At 72.7% G+C, this 19,805-nt stretch carries 14 protein-coding genes; 10 read left to right on the forward strand and 4 right to left on the reverse strand.

Annotated elements, in window-relative coordinates:
* Positions 1 to 94 precede the first annotated feature (94 nt).
* The 8 genes from ACH4OW_RS17500 (at position 95) to ACH4OW_RS17535 (ending at position 8,668) form a co-directional block, all read left to right on the forward strand.
* On the forward strand, positions 95 to 1,492 hold the full coding sequence (locus tag ACH4OW_RS17500; RefSeq protein WP_398028610.1) for an ABC transporter substrate-binding protein: 1,398 nt from the start codon (positions 95 to 97) through the stop codon (positions 1,490 to 1,492).
* Positions 1,473 to 2,462, forward strand: coding sequence for a carbohydrate ABC transporter permease (locus ACH4OW_RS17505; protein WP_398028612.1), 990 nt, complete (start codon positions 1,473 to 1,475; stop codon positions 2,460 to 2,462). The genes ACH4OW_RS17500 and ACH4OW_RS17505 overlap by 20 nt, the downstream gene beginning before the upstream one ends.
* Positions 2,459 to 3,325, forward strand: coding sequence for a carbohydrate ABC transporter permease (locus tag ACH4OW_RS17510; RefSeq protein WP_398028614.1), 867 nt, complete (start codon positions 2,459 to 2,461; stop codon positions 3,323 to 3,325). The genes ACH4OW_RS17505 and ACH4OW_RS17510 overlap by 4 nt, the downstream gene beginning before the upstream one ends.
* Positions 3,322 to 4,314 carry a zinc-dependent alcohol dehydrogenase family protein gene (locus tag ACH4OW_RS17515; protein ID WP_360132915.1) on the forward strand — a complete coding sequence of 331 codons (993 nt, stop codon included), beginning with the start codon at positions 3,322 to 3,324 and terminating at the stop codon, positions 4,312 to 4,314. The genes ACH4OW_RS17510 and ACH4OW_RS17515 overlap by 4 nt, the downstream gene beginning before the upstream one ends.
* 152 nt (positions 4,315 to 4,466) lie before the next feature.
* Positions 4,467 to 5,456, forward strand: coding sequence for a GNAT family N-acetyltransferase (locus tag ACH4OW_RS17520; RefSeq protein ID WP_398028616.1), 990 nt, complete (start codon positions 4,467 to 4,469; stop codon positions 5,454 to 5,456).
* Entirely contained in the window at positions 5,453 to 6,772 is a 1,320-nt protein-coding gene (locus tag ACH4OW_RS17525) for an extracellular solute-binding protein (RefSeq protein ID WP_398028618.1), read from the forward strand. The genes ACH4OW_RS17520 and ACH4OW_RS17525 overlap by 4 nt, the downstream gene beginning before the upstream one ends.
* 64 nt (positions 6,773 to 6,836) lie before the next feature.
* A complete protein-coding gene (locus tag ACH4OW_RS17530; protein ID WP_360132923.1) occupies positions 6,837 to 7,799 on the forward strand; it encodes a sugar ABC transporter permease in 963 nt (320 codons plus the stop codon).
* The gene (locus ACH4OW_RS17535; RefSeq protein WP_398028621.1) at positions 7,796 to 8,668 is read left to right on the forward strand and encodes a carbohydrate ABC transporter permease; all 873 of its coding nucleotides are present in this window, start codon (positions 7,796 to 7,798) and stop codon (positions 8,666 to 8,668) included. The genes ACH4OW_RS17530 and ACH4OW_RS17535 overlap by 4 nt, the downstream gene beginning before the upstream one ends.
* A gap of 15 nt (positions 8,669 to 8,683) precedes the next feature.
* Here ACH4OW_RS17535 and ACH4OW_RS17540 read toward each other — a convergent pair whose 3' ends face one another.
* A complete protein-coding gene (locus tag ACH4OW_RS17540; RefSeq protein ID WP_360132929.1) occupies positions 8,684 to 9,310 on the reverse strand; it encodes a ScbR family autoregulator-binding transcription factor in 627 nt (208 codons plus the stop codon).
* 258 nt (positions 9,311 to 9,568) lie between these two features.
* Here ACH4OW_RS17540 and ACH4OW_RS17545 point away from each other — a divergent pair, with 258 nt between their 5' ends.
* Positions 9,569 to 9,823, forward strand: a complete 255-nt coding sequence (locus ACH4OW_RS17545) for a hypothetical protein (RefSeq protein WP_398028625.1) — start codon at positions 9,569 to 9,571, stop codon at positions 9,821 to 9,823.
* A 135-nt stretch (positions 9,824 to 9,958) separates the two neighbouring features.
* Here ACH4OW_RS17545 and ACH4OW_RS17550 read toward each other — a convergent pair whose 3' ends face one another.
* Entirely contained in the window at positions 9,959 to 10,783 is an 825-nt protein-coding gene (locus ACH4OW_RS17550; RefSeq protein WP_398028627.1) for a SigB/SigF/SigG family RNA polymerase sigma factor, read from the reverse strand.
* Positions 10,784 to 11,046: 263 nt separating this feature from the next.
* On the opposite strand from ACH4OW_RS17550, the gene ACH4OW_RS17555 reads away from it, so the two are divergent.
* Positions 11,047 to 11,661 carry a TerD family protein gene (locus ACH4OW_RS17555; protein WP_360132938.1) on the forward strand — a complete coding sequence of 205 codons (615 nt, stop codon included), beginning with the start codon at positions 11,047 to 11,049 and terminating at the stop codon, positions 11,659 to 11,661.
* A gap of 30 nt (positions 11,662 to 11,691) precedes the next feature.
* Here ACH4OW_RS17555 and ACH4OW_RS17560 read toward each other — a convergent pair whose 3' ends face one another.
* Positions 11,692 to 15,903, reverse strand: coding sequence for a hypothetical protein (locus ACH4OW_RS17560; protein ID WP_398028630.1), 4,212 nt, complete (start codon positions 15,901 to 15,903; stop codon positions 11,692 to 11,694).
* 3 nt (positions 15,904 to 15,906) lie between these two features.
* Entirely contained in the window at positions 15,907 to 19,554 is a 3,648-nt protein-coding gene (locus tag ACH4OW_RS17565) for a hypothetical protein (RefSeq protein WP_398028632.1), read from the reverse strand.
* Positions 19,555 to 19,805 lie beyond the last annotated feature (251 nt).

Consider the following 19,805-nt stretch of genomic DNA (forward strand, 5'->3'; position numbering starts at 1 on the left):
CGGCCGGTGTACGGGCCGTGATCCGCCGTGCCCGCGTCCGCGGGCCGCCCCGTTCCCCGCATTCCGCGGCAGTCCAGCAGAGAGGTGTCGATCCGTGCGTGCACGATCTCCAGGGCGGGCCGGCCGCCCCCCACGTCCCCGGCGCGGCGGCGCCCTGCGGCTGCCGGCCGCCGCCCTCGCGCTGTCGCTCGTCCTCGGCGGCTGCTACCGCGGCGCCGGCGACACCGGCAACGAGGGCGAGAACGCCATCAACGTCCTGATGGTGAACAACCCGCAGATGGTGGACCTGCAACGGCTGACCGCCGAGCACTTCACCCGGGAGACCGGCATCAAGGTCAACTACACCGTGCTGCCCGAGGACGACCTGCGCGACAAGATGAGCCAGGACTTCTCCAGCCAGGCCGGCCAGTACGACGTGGCCAGCCTCAGCAACTACGAGACGCCGATCTACGCCCGCAACGGCTGGCTGACCCCGCTCGGCGAACGGGCCGCGCAGGACACCTCGTTCGACCAGGCGGACCTGCTCGCCCCCGTACGCAAGTCGCTGACCGCCGCCGACGGGAAGGTCTACGCCGAGCCGTTCTACGGGGAGTCGTCGTTCCTGATGTACCGCAAGGACGTCTTCCGGGAGCTCGGGCTGACGATGCCGGCGAAGCCGACCTGGCGGCAGGTCGCGGCGCTCGCGGCGAAGCTCGACGGCGCCCGCGCCGGCATGAAGGGCATCTGCCTGCGCGGCCAGCCCGGCTGGGGGCAGCTCGCCGCCCCGCTGACCACGGTGGTCAACACCTTCGGCGGCACCTGGTTCACCAAGGACTGGCAGGCCCGGGTGGACAGCTCCGAGTTCACCGCCGCCACCCGCTTCTACGTGGGCCTGCTGCGCGCGCACGGACAGGCGGGCGCGCCGCAGGCCGGGTACACCGAGTGCCTCAACGACATGCAGCAGGGAAAGGTCGCCATGTGGTACGACGCGACCGCCGGCGCCGGATCGCTGGAGAGCGGCGACTCCAAGGTCGCGGGGAAGGTCGGCTACGCCCCCGCGCCGGTCGAGCGGACCGACAGCGCGGGCTGGCTCTACACCTGGGCGTGGGGCGTGCAGAAGGCGAGCACCCACCAGGACGCGGCGTGGAAGTTCGTCTCCTGGGCCTCCGGCAAGGGGTACGAGCGGCTGGTGGGCGAGCGGCTGGGCTGGTCGAAGGTGCCGGCCGGCAAACGCGCCTCCACCTACCGCGACCCCGACTACCTGCGGCAGTCCCACGCCTTCGCGGCGGCGACCAGGAACGCGATCACCTCGGCCCGCCCCGACGACCCCGGCGTCCAGCCGCGGCCCGCGCCCGGCATCCAGTTCGTCGGCATACCGGAGTTCTCCGACCTGGGCACCAAGGTCTCCCACGAGGTCAGTTCGGCCATCGCGGGGCGGCAGAGCGTGCCCGAGGCGCTCGGCAAGAGCCAGCGGCTGGCGGAGGAGGTGGCCCGTGCCTACGCCGAGCGTTGAGCTGCGCGGCGAGCGGGACGCGGTACGGCGTCCCCGCGCCACCGCCGCCCGCACCCGGGGCGGGCCCCGTACCCCGGGGCGCGCCGCGGCCTGGGCACGCCGCGCCCCGCTGCTGCCCGCCCTGGTCTTCCTGGTCGTGGTGACCCAGCTGCCCTTCGTGGCCACCGTCGTCGTCTCCTTCACGCGGTGGAACGCGCTCGCACCCGACAACCGCGGCTTCGCCGCCTTCGACAACTACAAGGCGGTCTTCACCGACCCCGCGATGCGCTCGGCCATCTGGACCACGGTCCTGCTCACCGTGACCGTCGTGCTGGTCAGCCTGCTGCTGGGGCTGGGCCTCGCGCTGCTGCTGGACCGCAAGTTCTGGGGGCGCGGCATCGTCCGCACGATGCTGATCACCCCGTTCCTGGTCGTGCCGGTCGCCGCCGCGCTGCTGTGGAAGCACGCGCTCTACAACGCCTCGTACGGTCTGATCAACGGCTCGCTGACCTGGATATGGCGGCTGTTCGGCAGCGCGGACCCGCCCCAGCCCGACTGGATGACCACGTCGCCGCTGGCGGCGGTCGAGGTGGCGCTGATCTGGCAGTGGACGCCGTTCATGATGCTGATCCTGCTGGCCGGGCTGCAGAGCCGGCCCGCCGACGCGGTCGAGGCCGCACGGGTCGACGGCGCCTCCGCGTTCGACGTGTTCCGCTACCTCACCCTCCCCCACCTGCGCCGCTACCTGGAGCTGGCCGCGCTCCTCGGCACGATCTACGTGGTGCAGAACTTCGACGCGGTGTTCACCATCACCTCCGGCGGCCTGGGCACGGCCAACCTCCCGTACACGATCTACCAGACCTTCTACCAGGCGCACGACTACGGCCGGGCCTCCGCGCAGGGCGTCGTGGTCGTGATCTGTTCCCTGCTCGTGGCCGCCTTCGCGCTGCGCACCGTCTCGTCCCTGCTCCGCGAGGAGGTCACCCGATGAGCGCGACCACGGTACGGGCCGTCTCCCCCGCCACCCGGCGACGGCGGCGCACCGGTAGCCTGCTGGGCCTGGCGGCCTGGCTGTGCGGCATCGCCTTCTTCCTGCCCGTGGCGTGGATGGTGCTCACCTCCTTCCACAGCGAGACGGACGCGGCCACCAACCCGCCGAGCGTCGGCGCCGGGCTGACGCTGCACGGCTACCGCGAGTTCTTCGGCGCCGCCACCGGCGTCAGCCCCTGGCCGCCGCTGATCAACTCGCTGACCGCGTCGGTGGCGTCCACGCTGCTGGTGCTGGTGCTCGCCGTACCGGCGGCATACGCGCTCTCCATCAAGCCGGTGCGCAAATGGAGCGACGTCCTGTTCTTCTTCCTGTCCACCAAGATGCTGCCGCTGGTCGCCGGGCTGCTGCCGGTCTACCTCATCGCCCAGAACACGCGGATGCTGGACAACATCTGGTTGCTGGTCATCCTCTACACCTCGATGAACCTGCCGATCGCGGTGTGGATGATGCGGTCCTTCCTGGCCGAGGTGCCGGTGGAGATGCTGGAGGCCGCCTCGATCGACGGCGCCGGGCTGCCGACGACCCTGGTGCGCATCGTCGCCCCCGTCGCCCTGCCCGGCATCGCGGCCACGGCGCTGATCTCGTTCATCTTCAGCTGGAACGAGCTGCTGTTCGCCCGGGTGCTCACCGGCATCGTCGCCGGCACCTCACCGGTCTTCCTGACCGGGTTCGTGACCAGCCAGGGCCTGTTCCTGGCCAAGGTGTGCGCCGCCGCCACCGTCATCTCCCTCCCGGTGCTCGCCGCCGGGTTCGCCGCCCAGGACAAGCTCGTCCAGGGCCTCTCCCTAGGAGCCGTGAAATGAAGGCCGCAGTGATCAGCGCACCGGGCCGCGTCGAGGTCACCACCGTCGACGATCCGGCCCCAGGGCCCGACGAGGTCGTCGTCGCCGTCGCGGGCTGCGGGCTGTGCGGCACCGACCTGCACATCCTGCAGGGCGAGTTCGCCCCGACGCTGCCCGTCGTGCCGGGCCACGAGTTCGCCGGTACCGTCGTCGCCACCGGCGGCGAGGTGACGACACTGGCCGAGGGCGACCGGGTCGCCGTCGACCCCTCCCTCTACTGCTACCGGTGCCACTACTGCCGCATCGGCCGCAACAACCTGTGCGAACGGTGGGCCGCCATCGGGGTGACGACGGCGGGCGGCGCCGCCGAGTACGCCGTCGCGCCGGCCGCGAACTGCGTCAAGCTGCCCGAGCACGTGCGCACCGAGGACGCGGCGCTCATCGAGCCGCTCTCCTGCGCCGTACGGGGGTACGACATCCTGCGCTCCCAGCAGCTCGGCACCCACGTGCTGATCTACGGCTCCGGCACGATGGGGCTGATGATGCTGGAACTGGCCAAGCGCACCGGGGCGGCGGGCGTCGACGTGATCGACGTCAACCCGCGGCGCCTGGCGACCGCGCGGCAGTTGGGCTGCGGCAACGCCGCGGCCTCGGCCGACGAGATCGCCCGCCCCCGCGGCTGGGACGTGGTCATCGACGCCACCGGCAACGAGCGCGCCATCCAGGACGCGCTGGGCCGGGTCGGCAAGGGCGGCACGTTCCTCCAGTTCGGCGTCTCCGACTACGCGGCGCGCGCGGTGATCGAGCCGTACCGCATCTACAACCAGGAGATCACCATCACCGGTTCGATGGCGGTCCTGCACAGCTACGAGCGGGCCGCCGAACTCTTCGCCGCCGGCGTCCTGGACCCGGACGTCTTCATCAGCGACCGCCTGCCCCTGGACCGGTACGCGGAGGCGCTGGACCGTTTCAAGGCCGGCCAGGGGCGGAAAATCCAGGTCACTCCCTGAAAGGGAGCGGGCCAACCGGGGGATTGACGGGGGCCGATCGCCGCTGACGCGCACGTCCTGAGGCCCGTGGTGCGGGAGGTGCTGGAGCCTGGTCGGAACGCGGGGACCACGGGCCCCGCCGGCTCGTACGGGAAGCGGACGAGAGGACGGCGATGGACGACGCGGCGCTGCGGCCGGAGGGCGCCCGGCCGGTGGTACGCGCCTTCGCCGCGGGCGACGGCGGCCCGCTCGTCGCGGCCTGGGCGCGCAGTGCCCCGTGTGACCCCGTCACCCGGGAGCGCTTCCGGCGGCACGTCCTGCTCGACCCCAACTTCGACCCGGCGGGCCTCCTGGTCGCCGTGCGGGACGGCGACGTGCTGGGCGCCGCCTACGGTGTGTGCCGGCAAGTACCGGTGGCCGGCGGTGATCTGGAGCCGGCGCAGGGCTGGATCCCGTTCTTCTTCGTCGACCCGGCCGTCCGCCGCGCCGGACTCGGGCGGCGGCTGCTCACCGGCGTCCTCGACTGGCTGGCCTGGCACGGCCGCACCCGCGTCGACTTCGCCTCCTACACGCCGCACTACTTCCTGCCGGGACTGGACCGGGACGCCTACCCGCACGCTGGCCCGCTCCTGGCCCGGCTGGGCTTTCGCCCGCGGCTCGAAGCCGCGGCGATGGACCGCGGCCTGGTCGGCTACCGGATGCCCGGCGCGGTGCGCGAGCGCGCCGCCGCGCTGGCCGCCGAGGGCTTCCGTTTCGGCACGCCGCGGGACGACGACCTGGTGGGGCTGCTGCGGCTGGCCGGGGACGAGTTCGGCCCCGACTGGCCGCAGGCGATCCGCCGGGCGCTGGACGGCGGGGCGCCCCTGGAGCGCATCGTGACGGCCCACGACCCGTCGGGCCGGGTCGTGGGGTGGGCGATGCACGGGGCGTACGAAGGGCTGGTCGAACGGTTCGGGCCATTCGGGGTGCGGGCGGACCAGCGCGGCACCGGACTGGGCAGGGTACTGCTGCACCTGACGCTGGAGCGGATGCGCGCGGCGGGTGCGCACGGGGCATGGTTCCTGTGGACCGGGGAGCGGAGCCCGGCCGGGCGGCTGTACCGGTCGGCGGGATTCGCCACGACCCGCACGTTCCAGGTCTTACGACGGGAGGTACGGCCATGAGGCGGCGGCGCGTCCTGGCGGGGCTCGCGGGGGCGGCGGCGACCGCGGCGGGCTGCGGCGCGCCGGGCCGGGACGGCAGTGGCCGGCCGGGCGACCCGGTCGTGCTCACGCTGCTGTCGCACTACGCGACGGAGCCGCTGAAATCGGCGCTGCAACGGACGGTCGACGCCTGGAACGCCGGCCACGACCGGGTGCGCGTGCAGACGGCCGCGGTCCGCTTCCAGGATCTGCTGACCACGCTGATGGTGCGGCAGGCCGCGGGCCAGGGCGCGGACATCATCCATCCGTACAGTCTGTGGGCCGGGCAGTTGGCGCAGGCCGGAGTGGTACGCCCGGCGCCTGCCGAGGACGCGGCGCGCATCGGGCGCGGCTTCGCACGCGCCGCGGTCCGGGCGGCCTCGGTGCGCGGCCGGGTCATGGGCTACCCCACGGAAGTGCAGTCCTACGCGCTGTACTACAACAAGCGGCTGCTGCGCGCGGCCGGCGTGGCCGGGCCGCCGCGCACGTGGCGGGAGCTGGAGGAGGCCGCGTACCGCACCGCGCGGCGCGACCGGCACGGCAACATGCTCGTGCAGGGCTTCGGCCTGTCGCGGGCCGACGACTCGACCGTGGTGAACCAGACCCTGGCGCTGCTGGCCTCCCGTGGAGGATCGTTCCTTCGCGCCGACGGCACGCGCAGCGCCCTGGACTCCCCCGCCGGGCGCGCCGTCTTCGCGCTGGAGCGGCGGCTGATCGACCGGGGCGCGAGCGACCCCGGAACCGACCTGCTGAAAGCCTTCCCGGCGGGCCGGGTGGCGATGGCGGTCAACGGCGGCTGGTGGACCGGCAGCCTGCGGCAGACGATGGGGCGGGACTACCGCGACGTCGGGGTGGCGCCGGTGCCGGGACCCGCGCCCGGCAACCGCGGCACCCTCACCACCGGTTTCCTGCTGGGCGTCAACGCGCAGAGCCGCCACCAGCGGGAGGCGTGGGAGTTCCTGCGCTGGCTCAACGACGAGGTGGTGCCCGCCGGGCCGCAGGCGGGCCGCGCCGCCGCCGTACGGGCCACCCGGATGAGCGTCCTCCAGATGTCGGTCGGCACGATGACCGGCCGTACCGGCGACATGCGGGCGCTGCTGGCCGCCGGCGGCGACCCGAACCTCGGCCCGTTCGCCGACGCCCTGGAGTACGCCACGCCGGAGCCGAACGGACCGCGCGCGCAGAAGGCCAAGGCGCTGCTGCGCAAGAACGTCGAGGAACTGTGGACCGGCCGCCGGTCACCGGACGACGCCGTACGCAACGCCGCCCAACAGGTCGACCAGGAGCTCTCCCGCTGACCGAACGGCCCGCTCGCCGCGGGCCCCGCACGTCGGTTCGCCCGTCAGGAAAGGCTGGTGCCGGATGGCGACAACGGTCACACATGCGGACGCGGACAGCGGCGGCCCCGGAGATGGCAGCCCGCCACGGCGAAGGCCCCGCCCCCGTCCCCGTCCCCGGCAGACCGTCGTCGCCTACCTCTTCCTCACCCCCAGCCTCCTGTTCTTCACGGTCTTCCTCCTGCTCCCGCTGCTGTTCGCGGTGCTGCTGTCGCTGTCCCGCTGGGCGGGCTTCGACCTCGCCGACATCCGGCCGGCCGGCCCGGACAACTTCGCCGCCCTCTTCGCCCGCGGCTCGGCCTTCCTGACGCCGGTCCTCACCAACACGCTGCTGTACGCCCTGGGCACCGTGGCCCTGGCACTGGCCGGCGCCGTCCTGGTCTCCCACTGCATCACCCGCCTGCGCTTCCAGGGCCTGTGGCGTACGCTGTACTTCCTGCCGATCGTCACGACCGTGGTCGCGGTCGGCAACGTGTGGAAGTACATGTACGAGCCGGGCGGCCTGGTCAACGGCGTGCTCAACGCGCTCGGCCTGGACTCCGTCGCCTTCCTCCAGAACCCGGCGACCGCGCTGCCGTCGGTCGTGGTGGTCCAGGCGTGGGCCTCCCTCGGTTCGGCGATCCTGGTCCTCACCGCGGGCCTGAAATCCATCCCCCGCTCGTACTACGAGGCGGCGGAGCTGGACGGTGCCGGGCAGCTCACCGTCTTCGCGCGCATCACGCTGCCGCTGCTGCGGCCGTCGCTGCTGTTCGTGTGCGTGACCCAGTTCATCGCCGGCCTCCAGTCGTTCGCGCTGATCATCGTCATGACGGGCGAGGGCGGGCCGGGCGACGCGACCAACGTCGCCGCGCTGGAGATGTACCAACGGGCGTTCAAGTACGGGGACTGGGGCTCGGCGAGCGCGGCGGCGCTCGTGCTGTTCGTGCTGATCCTGGTGATCACGCTGGCGCAGCTGTGGCTGTTCCGGCGGAAGGGAGCGGACTCATGAGGCGGCGCAGGCGCTTTCCGTGGCTGTCGTACCTGCTGGTGGCGGCGGGCGCGGTGGTGACGGTCGTACCGTTCCTGGACATGCTGCTGACCTCGTTCAAGGGGCCGGGCGAGTACGGCAGACTGCCGTACCGCTTCCTCCCGGAAGCCTTCGCGCTCTCCAACTACCGGGAGGCGTTCGAACAGCTGAACCTGCCGCTGCTCTTCCGCAACAGCGTGGTCGCCACGGCCGTGATCACCGGTTCGGTGCTGCTGACGTCCTCACTGGCGGGCTACGCCCTGGCGAAGCTGCGCTTCCCGGGGCGCGACCTGATCTTCCGGCTGGTGCTGGCGACGATGATGTTCCCGCCGTTCGTGTTCTTCATCCCGCACTTCCTGATCCTGGTGCACTGGCCGCTGGCGGGCGGCAACGACCTGCTCGGCAACGGCGGCGCCGGGCTGACCGTGAGCCTCGCGGCCCTGGTCGTGCCGTTCCTGGTCTCCGGGTTCGGGATCTTCCTGATGCGGCAGTTCATCGTCTCCGTGCCGGACGAGGTGCTGGAGGCGGCCCGGATCGACGGTGCCGGGGAATTCACGGTGTGGTGGCGCATCGTCGTACCGCAGACCAAGCCGGTGGCGGTGACCCTCGCCCTGCTCACCTTCGTGAGCGCCTGGAACGAGTACATCTGGGCCCTGCTGGTCTCCACCGCGAACCCCGGCCTGATGACCCTCCCCGTGGGCATCCAGACCCTGCAGAGCTATCTCGACCCGAACCGCATGGTGCCCGTCATGATGGCCGGCCTCATGCTGAGCGTGCTGCCGGTACTGCTCCTGTTCCTGCTGCTCCAGAAGCACTACATCCGCGGCGTCATGCTCAGCGGCCTCAAGTAGCCCAGCGGCGCCGGCTCACGCCGCGGTCCCGCCCCACTCTTCCTTGAAGGTGACCAGGGGCCTGACGGCGGGGGCGGCGACGCCCGGCAGCAGGTAGCGCCACAGGGTGGTCACCCGCTGGTGCAGGTCGGCCCGCCCGGTGGAGATCTGGGACAGCAGCTGGGTGCCGGAGTAGGAGCTGACCAGCACCCAGGCCAGGTCGTCGACGTCCACGTCCGGCAGCAGTTCGCCCTTCCGGCGCGCGGCGTGCAGCTGCCCGGCGAACTCCTGGACCCAGTACTGGTACGGGGCGTCGTCCTGGACGCCGAACTCGCCCTGTTCGATCGCGAGCCGGACACCGGCCCGCAGCGCCGGGTTGGTCTGCAGTTCGCCGGCGAGGTACAGCGTGATGTCGACCAGCCGCTGCAGGCCGTCCTCGCCGGGCGGCATCTCCAGCCCGTTGCCCTGTTCGATCATCACGGCATGCGCCAGCGCCTCCTTGGACGGGAAGTGGAAGTACATTCCGCCCTGGGTGACCCCGGCCCGCTTCATGATCTTGCTGACGCTCGCGCCACTGAACCCGTACTCGTCGAACACTTCGGAAGCCGCCCGGAGGATGGCCTCCCGCGTCTTGACCGCCCGCTCCTGCACTGACCGCACCATTTCCCTCGGCAAACACCTGAATGGTACGGAGAAAACGCGCCCCCTGCCGCACCGGGGGCGACGCGGGACGTGATGTGGATCACTCGGATGGCCGGCGTCGCCACCCACGCGTCCGGGCGGTCGGTCCGGAGCGGCCGGGCGCAGCGCGGGCGGGCCTTCGTAACAGGCCGGAGCAACCCGTTCGCCGGTCTCCGCGTGCGGGCGGCCCCCGTCCGGGTGAGGCTCGTTCTAACAACCCCTCCCCCTAGGAGAGAGAACATGCGTCGCATAGCGATAGCCCTCGTCGGTATCACCGCTGCCGGCTTCATGGCCGCCACTCCCGCCTCCGCCGCCCCTGCGGACGGCTGGCACAAGCATCTGCACAAGCACGCCTCCCACCACCACGCGGCCGCCCATTACGAGGGCCTCAACGTGGGCGGGTCCGTCGCCTACTACGAGGCCGACGCCTCGTGGGACGCGAAGCACAAGGACCTCGAAGCTCACAAGTACCACTACCGGCACTGGGTGCGCTGACCACTCGCCACCCGGCCGCACGTTCCCGAGCGGCCCACAGCTGCCATGAAGCGCGGCCCTTCCCACCGGCTCCCGGTGGGAAGGGCCGCGCCGTGGCGAGCGGCCGGGACGATCGGGTCACCGCCCGCCCCGGGCTCAGGCCGCGGCCCGGTACTCCTCGTCCTGGTGGCGGGTGACCTCGGCGCGGACGCGGGCCAGGGCGCGACTGATCAGCCGGGAGACGTGCATCTGGGAGAGGCCCAGCTCGGTAGCGATGGCGCTCTGCGTCATGTCCTTGAAGAACCGCAGGTACAGGATGCGGCGTTCGCGTTCGGGGAGCTTGGCCAGGGCTGGCTTGACCGCTTCGCGGTCCTCTATGAGCCCGAAGCGGCCGTCCGCCGAGCCGAGGGTGTCCATCAGGGTGTAGTCGTCGTTGTCGCCACTGCGGTCCAGGGCCACGTCCAGCGACAGGGACCGGTAGGTCTCCAGCGCCTCCAGGCCGAGCAGGACGTCCTCCTCGGGCAGCCGGGCGTGCTCGGCGATCTGCGCCACGGTCGGCGACCGCCCGTCCAGGGTCGTGCTCAGTTCACGTACGGACTTGCGCACCTTGTTGCGCAGTTCCTGGGTGCGCCGGGGCACGTGCACGTCCCAGGTGTGGTCGCGGAAATGCCGCTTGAGCTCGCCGGTGATGGTGGGGATGGCGAACTGTTCGAACGCGTCGGCACGCTCGGGGTCGAAGCGGTCGACCGCCTTGACCAGGCCGAGGGCGGCAACCTGCTTGAGGTCGTCGAGCTGCTCCCCGCGCTCGCGCAGCCGGACCGCCTGACGGTGCGCCAGCGGCAGCCAGGCGGTGATCACGCGGTGGCGCAGTCGTTCCTTGCGGGGCCCGTCCGGCAGCGTGACCAGCAGCCGGAGCTCCTCGGTGGTGTCGGGGTCGTGGGCACGGCGCCCGTGGGGACGCGCGATTGTGGTGGTGGCCATCGCCGGCTCTCCTTAGACGCGGGTGGGCGGTTCGCAGGCAGTTGAGTGGCCACTCACCGGAAAACGGCAGACTGGCCCCTCTGAAAAGGGTGCCTGCTGTTCCGAAGCACTGACGCTCTTCTGTCCACGCTTTCGCGGCTCACACTCCGCGTCCCGAGATTTTCGAACGGCCGTTGCAGGAACCAGGACGAGTCGTCTTACGTTGCGCTATGTGAAGATCTTTTTGGATGTACCTGTCCAGCGGTTATCGAAAGGCGCGCACCATGACGACCCCCACCCCCGCCACGCCCTCCGTCCTGACCCTGACCAAGGAGCACGGAGCCGCCGACCTGGACGGCGTGACGAAGATGGGCATCGGCGCCTCGTGGGACGCCACCAGCGGTACCAGCGGTGGCTTCATGGGGAAGCTGAAGAAGGCCCGCGGCACCGACCTGGACGCGTTCGCCATCCTCCTGAACGGCGACGACCCGGTCCGGTTCGCCGGCCTGGACGTGACCGACCCGCTGCAGAACGGCGCGGTCACCACCACGGGCGACAACCAGACCGGCCGCGGCGACGGCGACGACGAGCTGATCGAGGTCACCTTCGACAAGGTCCCCGCCCAGGTGACCTCCATCGTCTTCGTCTGCGCCGCGTTCAAGAAGGGCAGCGACTTCGCGAAGGCCGCGAACGTCTCCTTCAAGGTGTACGACAGCACCGGCGGCAGCACCGCGCAGGTCGCCGACATCTGGCCGTCGCTGCTCGGTTCGGGCAACGCGATCGCCGTCGCGAAGGCGTACCGCGCCGGTGCCTCGTGGAAGCTGGAGGTCATCAACGAGCGCGGCACGGTCAAGCAGGGCGACCAGGAGAGCCTGCTGCGCTTCGCCATGGGGAGGTGACCGCCCCGGGCCCGGCGCGCGGGCCCGCGTTCACCCCTCGTCCAGCACGATCTGCCCCAGCACCGTCGTCGTCAGGCCGAAGTAGTCGGCGTGCACCAGCCGCCGGCCGACCGGCCGCGTGGTCCCGTTCGCGGTGACGGTGCCGGTCGCCGTGGTCCGGTCGGTGAAGTACGTCTCGTTCTCCTCGACGAGCAGCCGATGGGGCGAGGGGAAAGGGAACTGCCCTGGCGGCGGCGTCAGCTCCCCGGCCCAGACGAAACCGGTGCCGCGTGCCGTGCAGGTCAGTTCGGTGGTGGCGGCGGTCGCCGCCCATTCCAGTTCGCCGGCGGTGCGGCTCCGCTGCTGCACGGTCGCGACGACGCGGCGGCTGGCCGCCATCCCCGCCAGGCCGGAGCCGGTGAACTCCCCGACGTCGTTGGCCGCGGCCGGGCCGCTCAGCTCGACCCTGATCCGGCCGCCGGCCGTCATGGCGGCGGTGACCGTGCGGTCCGGCATCAGCTGGACGAACTCGGCGGTGACCACCTTCGACAGGTGGAGGGGGTCCACGGCGTACGGCTGGTAGCGGGCGAGGGCGGCCCGCAGGTAGGGGAAGTAGGCGGGGCTGTCGGCGAGGTCGCCGAGGTCCACGTCGATGTCGCAGGCCCACAGGCCCAGCCGCTCGTCGTACACGGGCGCGAAGGCCGCGACCGAGACCGTCGCGGGCGCCTCGCCGACGGTCTCGGCCAGGACGCGGCCGGTGGCCGTGACGGCGGCGTTGGGGAAGTTGGCGGTGCGCAGGCGCGGCAGGACGGAGTCGTCCGCCCACACGGGGTCGATGCCGCAGCGGGTGACGAGTTCGGCCGGCAGTTTGCTGCCCGGGTCCAGGACGACGGCGAGCAGTTCGTCGTCGCCGGAGCTGAACCACGGGCGGCGCAGGTAGACGCGGATGCCCGCGGCGCGCCGGACCCTGGTGACCCGGTGCGCGGCGGAGTCCACCGTGCGTTCCCAGGTGAAGGTGGGCACGACGTGGCTGACCTCGGGCGGTTCGGGGCGGCGGGTGGCCGGGACCGGCCAGCCCCGCCCGGTGGGCCCGGCGGCGGCGGGTCCCTTGCGGGTGATCAGTTCGGTGCGGTCGGTGATCGCCGGGTGGAAGTACTCGCGGAAGCGGGTGGTCGCGGTCGGCGTGTAGGTGACGTTGCGGTGGCGGGTGTCGCGGAACTCGTGCCGTACGTCGCCGAACGTGCGGGTGTCGAGGCGGGGGCCCGGGGTGAGGTCGCCCACGTGGTCGTAGCCGGTGACCCGGCGCGGCGCGGCTTCCTTGACGTCGTCGAGCCACTCCTGCCAGGTGGCGTCGATGTCGATACGGCCGGTGCTCTTGGCGTGCAGGGACAGCGTGCCGGAGACGCGCGCGGAGGTCTCCCCCGCCGTCCGTTCGAAGCGCAGGTCCGCCAGGGCCGGTGGTTCCAGCGGCTTCTCGACGGCGTGGACGAGGGTGAGTTCCGTCCACGGGGTGATCATCCAGTTCTCGCCGGCCGCCGAAGCCGCCGTCAGCTCGCGCTGCTTGTCCGGGGTCATGCGCACCGGGTCGTGCCACAGCGCGGAGCCGGTCAGCAGCTGCCAGACGCGGAACAGGCCGAGGTCCGCCTCGGCGATCCGGCAGCTCATCCGTACGGTCACGGCCTCGGCCTTGGGAACGTACACGGTCAGCACGCCGCCCACCGGCGGGTCGGGCGGGCGGTCCCCCTCGACGATCCGCAGCCGCAGCGGCCTGGCCTGCGGCCAGGTCCCGGTGAAGTCGTACGTGCGGTTCGGGTCGGCGCCGGTGCCCGGCAGGCCGCGCAGCGAGACGCCGCGGGCGAGGACGTCGGGCAGGTAGGGCAGCAGCAACTGGCCCGCGTCGTGGACGACGTACTCGCCCGTGTGCAGGCCGCTGCCGCGCGCCACGGGCAGTTCGGTCAGCGGTGAGGTGTCGCGCGGGCTGTGCTTGGCGACGTGGATCTCGCGGGCGGCCTTGAGGTCGCGGGTGACACGGGGGTCTTCCGGGAGGCTGACCACGGTGTCGAGGTAGCTGCCCGCCTCGCGGGACGCCGCGGCGAAGTACTGGCGCCGCAGCGCGTCCGGCTTGCCGGGCCCGAAGACGCCGTCGTACATGCCGTGCTGCTCGGCCATCTGGAGGGCGGTCTTGGGCGGGCTGATGTGCCGTTCGTCGAAGGCCCGGTAGCGGCGGTCGAGCCCGTCGGCGGGCGACTCCTTCTCGTGGTCGGGGACCTGCGGGTTGCGGAGGGCGGCCCACTCCTGGGGCGTGAGCGGGCGTCCGGAGTCCTCGACGGTGCTGCGGATGACCAGGTGCGGTTCCGACTCGCCTTCCAGGAAGGGCCACCGCGGGACGATCACGGGCGGCGGCACAGGCTCCCACCGGGCGTAGGTGAGCGGTTCGGTGGCGGTCCCCTCCACGGCGGGGGCGCCCGGGCCGAGGCTGTTGCCCGCGAGGTCGACCAGGCGGGCGCGCAGCCGGTAGGTACGGCCGTACCTGAGGACGGGCAGGGTGCCGGGCGTCGGCCGGAACGCGGCGGAGAGCGGGAAGCGGCCCGAGATCCCGGGGTCGGGCACCCGCGGCCGGTCGTCGGCGCCGACGGTCCGCCCGGGCGGCGGTGCGGCCAGGCTCCAGCCGTGCCAGCCGAAGAGCGCCTGGTGGACGTAGAGCTGCCGGTCGGCCGCGCGGTCGCGGGTGACGGCGGTCGCCTTGACGTGCCCCTCGTCGGGCGCTGCGGCGAGGGGTACGGGCGGCGCGCCCGGCCGCCGGATGGCGTACGTGCCGGTGCGGGCGCACAGCGGGTACCACGCGGCGACGCGGCCGGTCGCGGCGTCCACGACGCCGACGTCGACGCGCAGGCCCCGGACGAGGTGGGCGGCGTCCAGGACGGCGGCGGTGGCGGGGCTGCCGTCGGGGCCGACGCCTGCGGTGTGCCGTGCGTCGGCCTCCATCTGGTCGGCCAGTACCTGGTCGCGGTTGTCGTGGACGACGGTCAGGCCCGCGCCTTGAAGCGCCGGCAGCGCGGTGGGGTCGGCGGCGACGGCAGCGCCGGGTTCGCTCACCCCGCTCAGGTACTGGTCGATGACGCGGGAGAACTCGACGAACTTCATCGCCGCGCCGTCCAGGTCGAGGTCGACGGTGTGGACCTCGTCGGCGCCCAGCTTGAGCATCCGGTGGCCGTGGAAGCCGTCGTCGGCGGCGTACGGTTCGAAGCGCCGGCCGGGGACGTGGCGCAGGGCCGTCCAGGGCCGCAGCTTCTCGTCGTCGTTCAGCTGCCCTTGGGCGGCCGCGAAGGTGACGCGCGCCTGCCACCGGTCGGCCAGTCCGGGCGGGGGTGTGACCAGCAGGTCGAGCGCGAGGCCGAAGCGACGCAGGAGTTCGGGGTAGTCCGCGAGGAGGGCGCACGCGGTGTGGAAGTCGAAGTCCGGTTCCGCCACCGGGGGTTCGGCGGCGGCCGGGGCCGCCGTCCTCGGTGTGCGGTCGTAGAACCGGTACATCTCGGCGAGGCCGAGCAGCGCGCCGTCGTCCCGGTACTCGCGGGCGGCGCGGTCGATGTGCCGGGGGCGGTACGGGTTCGGTCCGGCGGCGGCGCCCTGCCGCTGTCCCGGAGGGCGGGCGATGAGGTCGTCGAGCCGGGAGTAACTCCCGTCGACCCGGCGGGAGAAGGTCCTGATGGTCTGGGTCAGGACGGCGCGGAGGTCGCTTCCTTGGGGGTGGTCCCAGCTGGGGGGCGGGCCCTGTGCCGCGGCGGCGCCGGCGCCCAGGGCCGCGCCGTTCTCCGACCCGCCGGTGTCCGGGAACGCGCGGCGCGCCGCCGTGGCGGTCACCGCCGCCTCGTACAGCGCCGCGACCTGGTCGCGGACGGCTCCGGCGGGGTACGAGCGCAGGGTCGGCGGCGGGTCGGCGGCGGCGAAGGCGCCCGCGGGCGCCCGTACCACCGTGTCGGGCTTGAACAGTTCGGTCCACAGCGGGCTGTCGGCCGGCGGGAAGCGCCCGGTCTGCGCCGTGGTGGGCACGACGACGCCGGGGCCGGTGGCGCCGGGCGCCAGGAACTCCACCTGGAGCGCGGACGCGTACGTACGCAGGGTCCGCGGCCAGTCCTCGAAGCCGCGGAAGTCGTCCAGGCGGGTGCCGCCGGTGAGGCGGGGGCTGACCAGCACGGTCAGCCGGAGCCTGCCGTCGGCGGCCGGGCCGTCGGGCAGTACGGTCCAGCGGATCGTCTCGGGCATGGCTCAGCTCACTTCCGCGAAGGCGGTGCAGTACTCGGTGACGGGGTCGCGCGGGGCGCCGGTGACGGGGTCGGTGTAGGGCGCCATCATCTCGGCGAAGGTGGCGCTGCGCGGTGGCGGCTCGGCGGCGCCCCCGGCGAGCGCGGCGGAGGAGCGTCCGGCGCCCACGAAACGCTTCTCGCACTCGATGGTGACCGACTGCGACCAGAAGCCGATGTGCACGCTGACGGAGATCCTGGCCCGCCCGTAGACGGTCTCGGTCGCGGTGTCGAAGGTGAGGTCGAGGTAGATCTCGACGGAGGCGGAGACGATGCCGAGGACGTCGACCTCGCCCCGGGCCCGGAAGTAGCCGGTCAGCCGGGACTCGCCGGTGGCGAGTTCCAGGCGGAAGTAGATGCCCGCCATGACGGACAGGCTGCCGCTGGCGACCCCGAAGTTCAGCGAGACGGCGGCGCCGAATTCGAGCGCGGCCTCCAGTACGGCCACCCGCTGGGGCGTCAGGACGATGCCGAAGAAGCCGCCGCCGCCCAACAGCGAGACGGTGAGCCGGAAGGGGGCCTGGCGGCTGCAGAAGGAGAAGCCGACCTCCAGCGACCTGCCGATGAAGGGCAGATCGAGATAGGCGTCCAGCCGCAGGTTCTCCAGGCTGAACACGCCGATGGCCAGGCTCGGCAGCGGCAGGCCGTAGCGGGCGACGATGCCCGAGGGCGTGACCTGGATGCCCGGCGGATCGCTGAAACCGTCCACGGGGATGAGCCGGCGCAGCGTCTGCACGAAGGAGAGCGGACCGATGAAGTCGACGCCCTTGAGGACGACGTCGATCTCGGGTTTCCGTCCGGCGCGCGCGACGAACCGCACGTGTTTGAAGCGCAGTTGGAGGGCGTTGAACTTCGGCACCAAAACGAGGGAGAAGTTCTCCAGGCTGCAGCTGATGTCGGCGCCGACGGCCAGGTCACGGCGCAGGGATCCGCGCAGGTCGACGACGAGGGACAGCCGTCCGTCCGCGTCCGGCAGGAAGACCGGGGAGCCGTCCAGGAGGACGGGCTTGATCTCCGGGTTCCACTCCAGGCGCGCGTTGACGGTCTCGGGGAGACGGAAGCCCGCGGCGGCCTGCTGTACGGCGTCGCGCAGCGCGATGACCTCTCCGGCGGCCGTGGTCCAGGTCGCCACCTGCTGCCGGGCCCGGGCCAGCAGGGCGCGCACGCCCGGGTCCGCGTCGGCGGGGAGGGTATTCAGCAGGTTGTCCAGGGCGGCGGCGAAGGCGTTGAAGGCGTCGTCGACCTGCCGCATCGTGATCGGCCCGGTGCGCCCGGAAAGGCCCTGGGCGACGAAGTCGCCGACGACGGTCACGAACTTCTCGGCCGTGTCGGCGACCTGGCGGGCGGCGGGCGGGTAACGGTCGAGTTCGCGGGCGAGCAGCTGCCGGGCCCGGCCGAGGTCGGAGAGGAAGCCGGTGACCGCGCTGACGGTCTCGGTGAAGAAGTTCGGCACCTTCAGTGCCTGGCCCAGGCTGTCCACGCCCTTGATCACCTTGGCCAGCGGGACCACGCCCAGCAGGCTCGGGCCGATCTCGTCCAGGGCGTCCAGCGGGCGGAAGAACTCCTCGGGCTTGAAGGTGCCGTTCGCGATGGCGTCGAGCGGGTCCTGCCCGCCGGGCACCGGGACGCCCGACACCGGCCCGGTCAGCCGCGACAGGCCCGACACCAGCATGCTCGGCGCGGTGAGCCCGCCGGACCGGTCGCGCCGGTCGCCGAAGTCCATCCGCAGCGGCGCGTCGGCGGGCGTCAGCAGGCTCAGGAAGACCTGCCCCGCGTTGGCCTTGCGGACCGGTCCGCCGACCGTGTCGAAGCCGGACAGCGCGTACCGCTTCGCGTAGGCGACGGGCACGGTGGTGTCCGCGCCGCTGAGCCGGCCGACGGCGGGCACGGTGGCCTGCGCCCAGCGCAGTTGCGGCAGGAACTGCGCGTTCTTCGAGACGGCCGGGTCGCCGGGCGCCGGGTCGGCCAGGGCGGGCGGCGCCGCCATGCCCCACACCATCCGGGCGACGTCGAGCCGGGTGTCGTCGGGCCTGAGGCTGGGCGCGAGGGCCACCGACTGGCCGAGGAGTTCGGCGCTGGCCGCCACGGGGGCCGCCACGGCGACGGCCGTGGCCGCTGCCGTCGGCGGGTTCGTGTCCAGCGCGTTGTACTCGGCGACGGCGGCGGCGAGGCCGGCTCCGGAGGCCAGGGTCTCGTCCAGGAAGAGCAGTGGCGTACGGAACTCCACCGTGTTCCCGCCGTGGTCGACCGCGGTGACCTTGAAGTGGAACGGCGACTCGGCGGGCGTCGCGGGGAAGAACTTCTTCCGGTCGGCGGGCGGGACGAGATTCGGCGTCTCCAGGGTGTCGAGCCGCACGCTCGTGAACGGGAACAGCACGTTCGCCAGGTCGCTCGCCGGGTCGGTACCGGACGGCAGCGGCACCTTCGGGTCGTACGTCCTCAACGGCTGCCGTACGACGACGAATTCACGCTGCACGAGGTACGCGCCGCGGTGGTCGTCGAACTTCCGCTCGGTGACACGGACGTACACCGCCTTGTGCCCGAAGGGGCACAGGAACCCCTCCCGCATCACCCGTACGTACTGGTCACGGCCCATGGCGGCCCGGTGGCGCCACTCGGAGAGCGAGACGCCCCGCGGGCGCTCCGGCCAGGTGCCGAGGCCGTCCAGCCAGCCGCCGGCGGCCGACAGCATCAGCAGCCGTACGGCGACCGGCGCGGGGACGTACGGGGTGCCGTCCGGCTTGAGGAGGCCGGCGCCGGTGGTGAGGTCGACGATGTCGCGGCGGTCGTCCGGCTCCAGGGCCTGCCGGAACGCGTAGGGCGCGCCGGGGTCGCCGCCGCGCTCCCGGTTCCACACCGCGCGGACGGTGGCGCCGTCGAAGCGGGTGTGCCAGAGCTCGACGCGGGCGCCCGGCTCCGGTGGCGGCAGCTCGCCCCGGTGGATCCAGCGGCCCTTCTGCGAGGGCGACAGGTACAGCCGGTACGGCAGTTCGACGCCGGTGCGCGGGCGGGCCGGGTCGGCGAGCGGGTCCTGCGGGCCGGCCGCGGCCACGGCGCCGTGGGCCGCCCCTGGCTCCGGTCCTTCGGGCACCGCGCCCGCCGCCTCAGCGGCGGCGAGCGACGTCCGCAGGCCGTGGCGGGTGGCCAGTTCCGCCGTCGTGGCCACCAGCCGTACCAGGGTCATGGCACGGGCCGCGGGGTCCTGGCCGCCGTCCGGTACGGCGGGCGGCGGGCGGAGCGCCGGGGGCGGCGTGTCCGGCTCGCGGGCCGCGTCCACGACGCGCAGCGGCAGCCGGCGCATCGCTTCGAGCAGCCCGCCCTCGGAGAAGGGCACCGAGTCCTGGGGGCCGACCTCGAAGACCAGTACGGTCCGGCCGCTGATCAGCGAGCCCACGGGCAGGTCGCGGGGCTCGCCGGGGACTTCGTCGCTGAACGCCTGCTCCACCGTGTGCTGCGGCCCGAAGGTGACGGTGATCAGGCCGTCCGCCGCCGGGTCGGCGCGCACCAGCCTTCTGTTGTCGGCGGAGCCTTCGGCTTTCAGCCCGGAGAAGCCGAACGACAGGTCGAGCAGATCGCTGCCGCGCAGCAAGCGCAGTGCCGCCGGAGTGGTCATGACGCCCCCTCACCCCGCGTGCCGGCCGGGCCTTCCCGGCCTGACACGCAGCCCTCTAACCTCCTACCTCCGACGGCGCACGGGCACCAGGGGGAACGACAACTTCCCTGACCCCAAAGTTTGTTCGAGTCACCACGCCCGGATCACGCCATCATGCGGCGCGGCGTAATTCCCCCTCCAACTCCCCCCGGCGCCGCGGCTAGCGTCGCAGTCGGTCGGGGGGCTTCTCCGCATACCGCCAAGGAGGCGAC

The organism is Streptomyces sp. NPDC017056, from assembly GCF_044332485.1.
Lineage (GTDB): Bacteria > Actinomycetota > Actinomycetes > Streptomycetales > Streptomycetaceae > Streptomyces.

Excerpts from the sequence above, each read along its gene's own strand:
- ACH4OW_RS17510 (WP_398028614.1), top strand. The coding sequence starts at position 2,459 with ATGAGCGCGACCACGGTACGGGCCGTCTCCCCCGCCACCCGGCGACGG.
- ACH4OW_RS17515 (WP_360132915.1), top strand. The coding sequence starts at position 3,322 with ATGAAGGCCGCAGTGATCAGCGCACCGGGCCGCGTCGAGGTCACCACC.
- ACH4OW_RS17520 (WP_398028616.1), top strand. The coding sequence starts at position 4,467 with ATGGACGACGCGGCGCTGCGGCCGGAGGGCGCCCGGCCGGTGGTACGC.
- ACH4OW_RS17525 (WP_398028618.1), top strand. The coding sequence starts at position 5,453 with ATGAGGCGGCGGCGCGTCCTGGCGGGGCTCGCGGGGGCGGCGGCGACC.
- ACH4OW_RS17530 (WP_360132923.1), top strand. The coding sequence starts at position 6,837 with ATGGCGACAACGGTCACACATGCGGACGCGGACAGCGGCGGCCCCGGA.
- ACH4OW_RS17535 (WP_398028621.1), top strand. The coding sequence starts at position 7,796 with ATGAGGCGGCGCAGGCGCTTTCCGTGGCTGTCGTACCTGCTGGTGGCG.
- ACH4OW_RS17540 (WP_360132929.1), bottom strand. The coding sequence starts at position 9,310 with ATGGTGCGGTCAGTGCAGGAGCGGGCGGTCAAGACGCGGGAGGCCATC.
- ACH4OW_RS17545 (WP_398028625.1), top strand. The coding sequence starts at position 9,569 with ATGCGTCGCATAGCGATAGCCCTCGTCGGTATCACCGCTGCCGGCTTC.
- ACH4OW_RS17550 (WP_398028627.1), bottom strand. The coding sequence starts at position 10,783 with ATGGCCACCACCACAATCGCGCGTCCCCACGGGCGCCGTGCCCACGAC.
- ACH4OW_RS17555 (WP_360132938.1), top strand. The coding sequence starts at position 11,047 with ATGACGACCCCCACCCCCGCCACGCCCTCCGTCCTGACCCTGACCAAG.
- ACH4OW_RS17560 (WP_398028630.1), bottom strand. The coding sequence starts at position 15,903 with ATGCCCGAGACGATCCGCTGGACCGTACTGCCCGACGGCCCGGCCGCC.
- ACH4OW_RS17565 (WP_398028632.1), bottom strand. The coding sequence starts at position 19,554 with ATGACCACTCCGGCGGCACTGCGCTTGCTGCGCGGCAGCGATCTGCTC.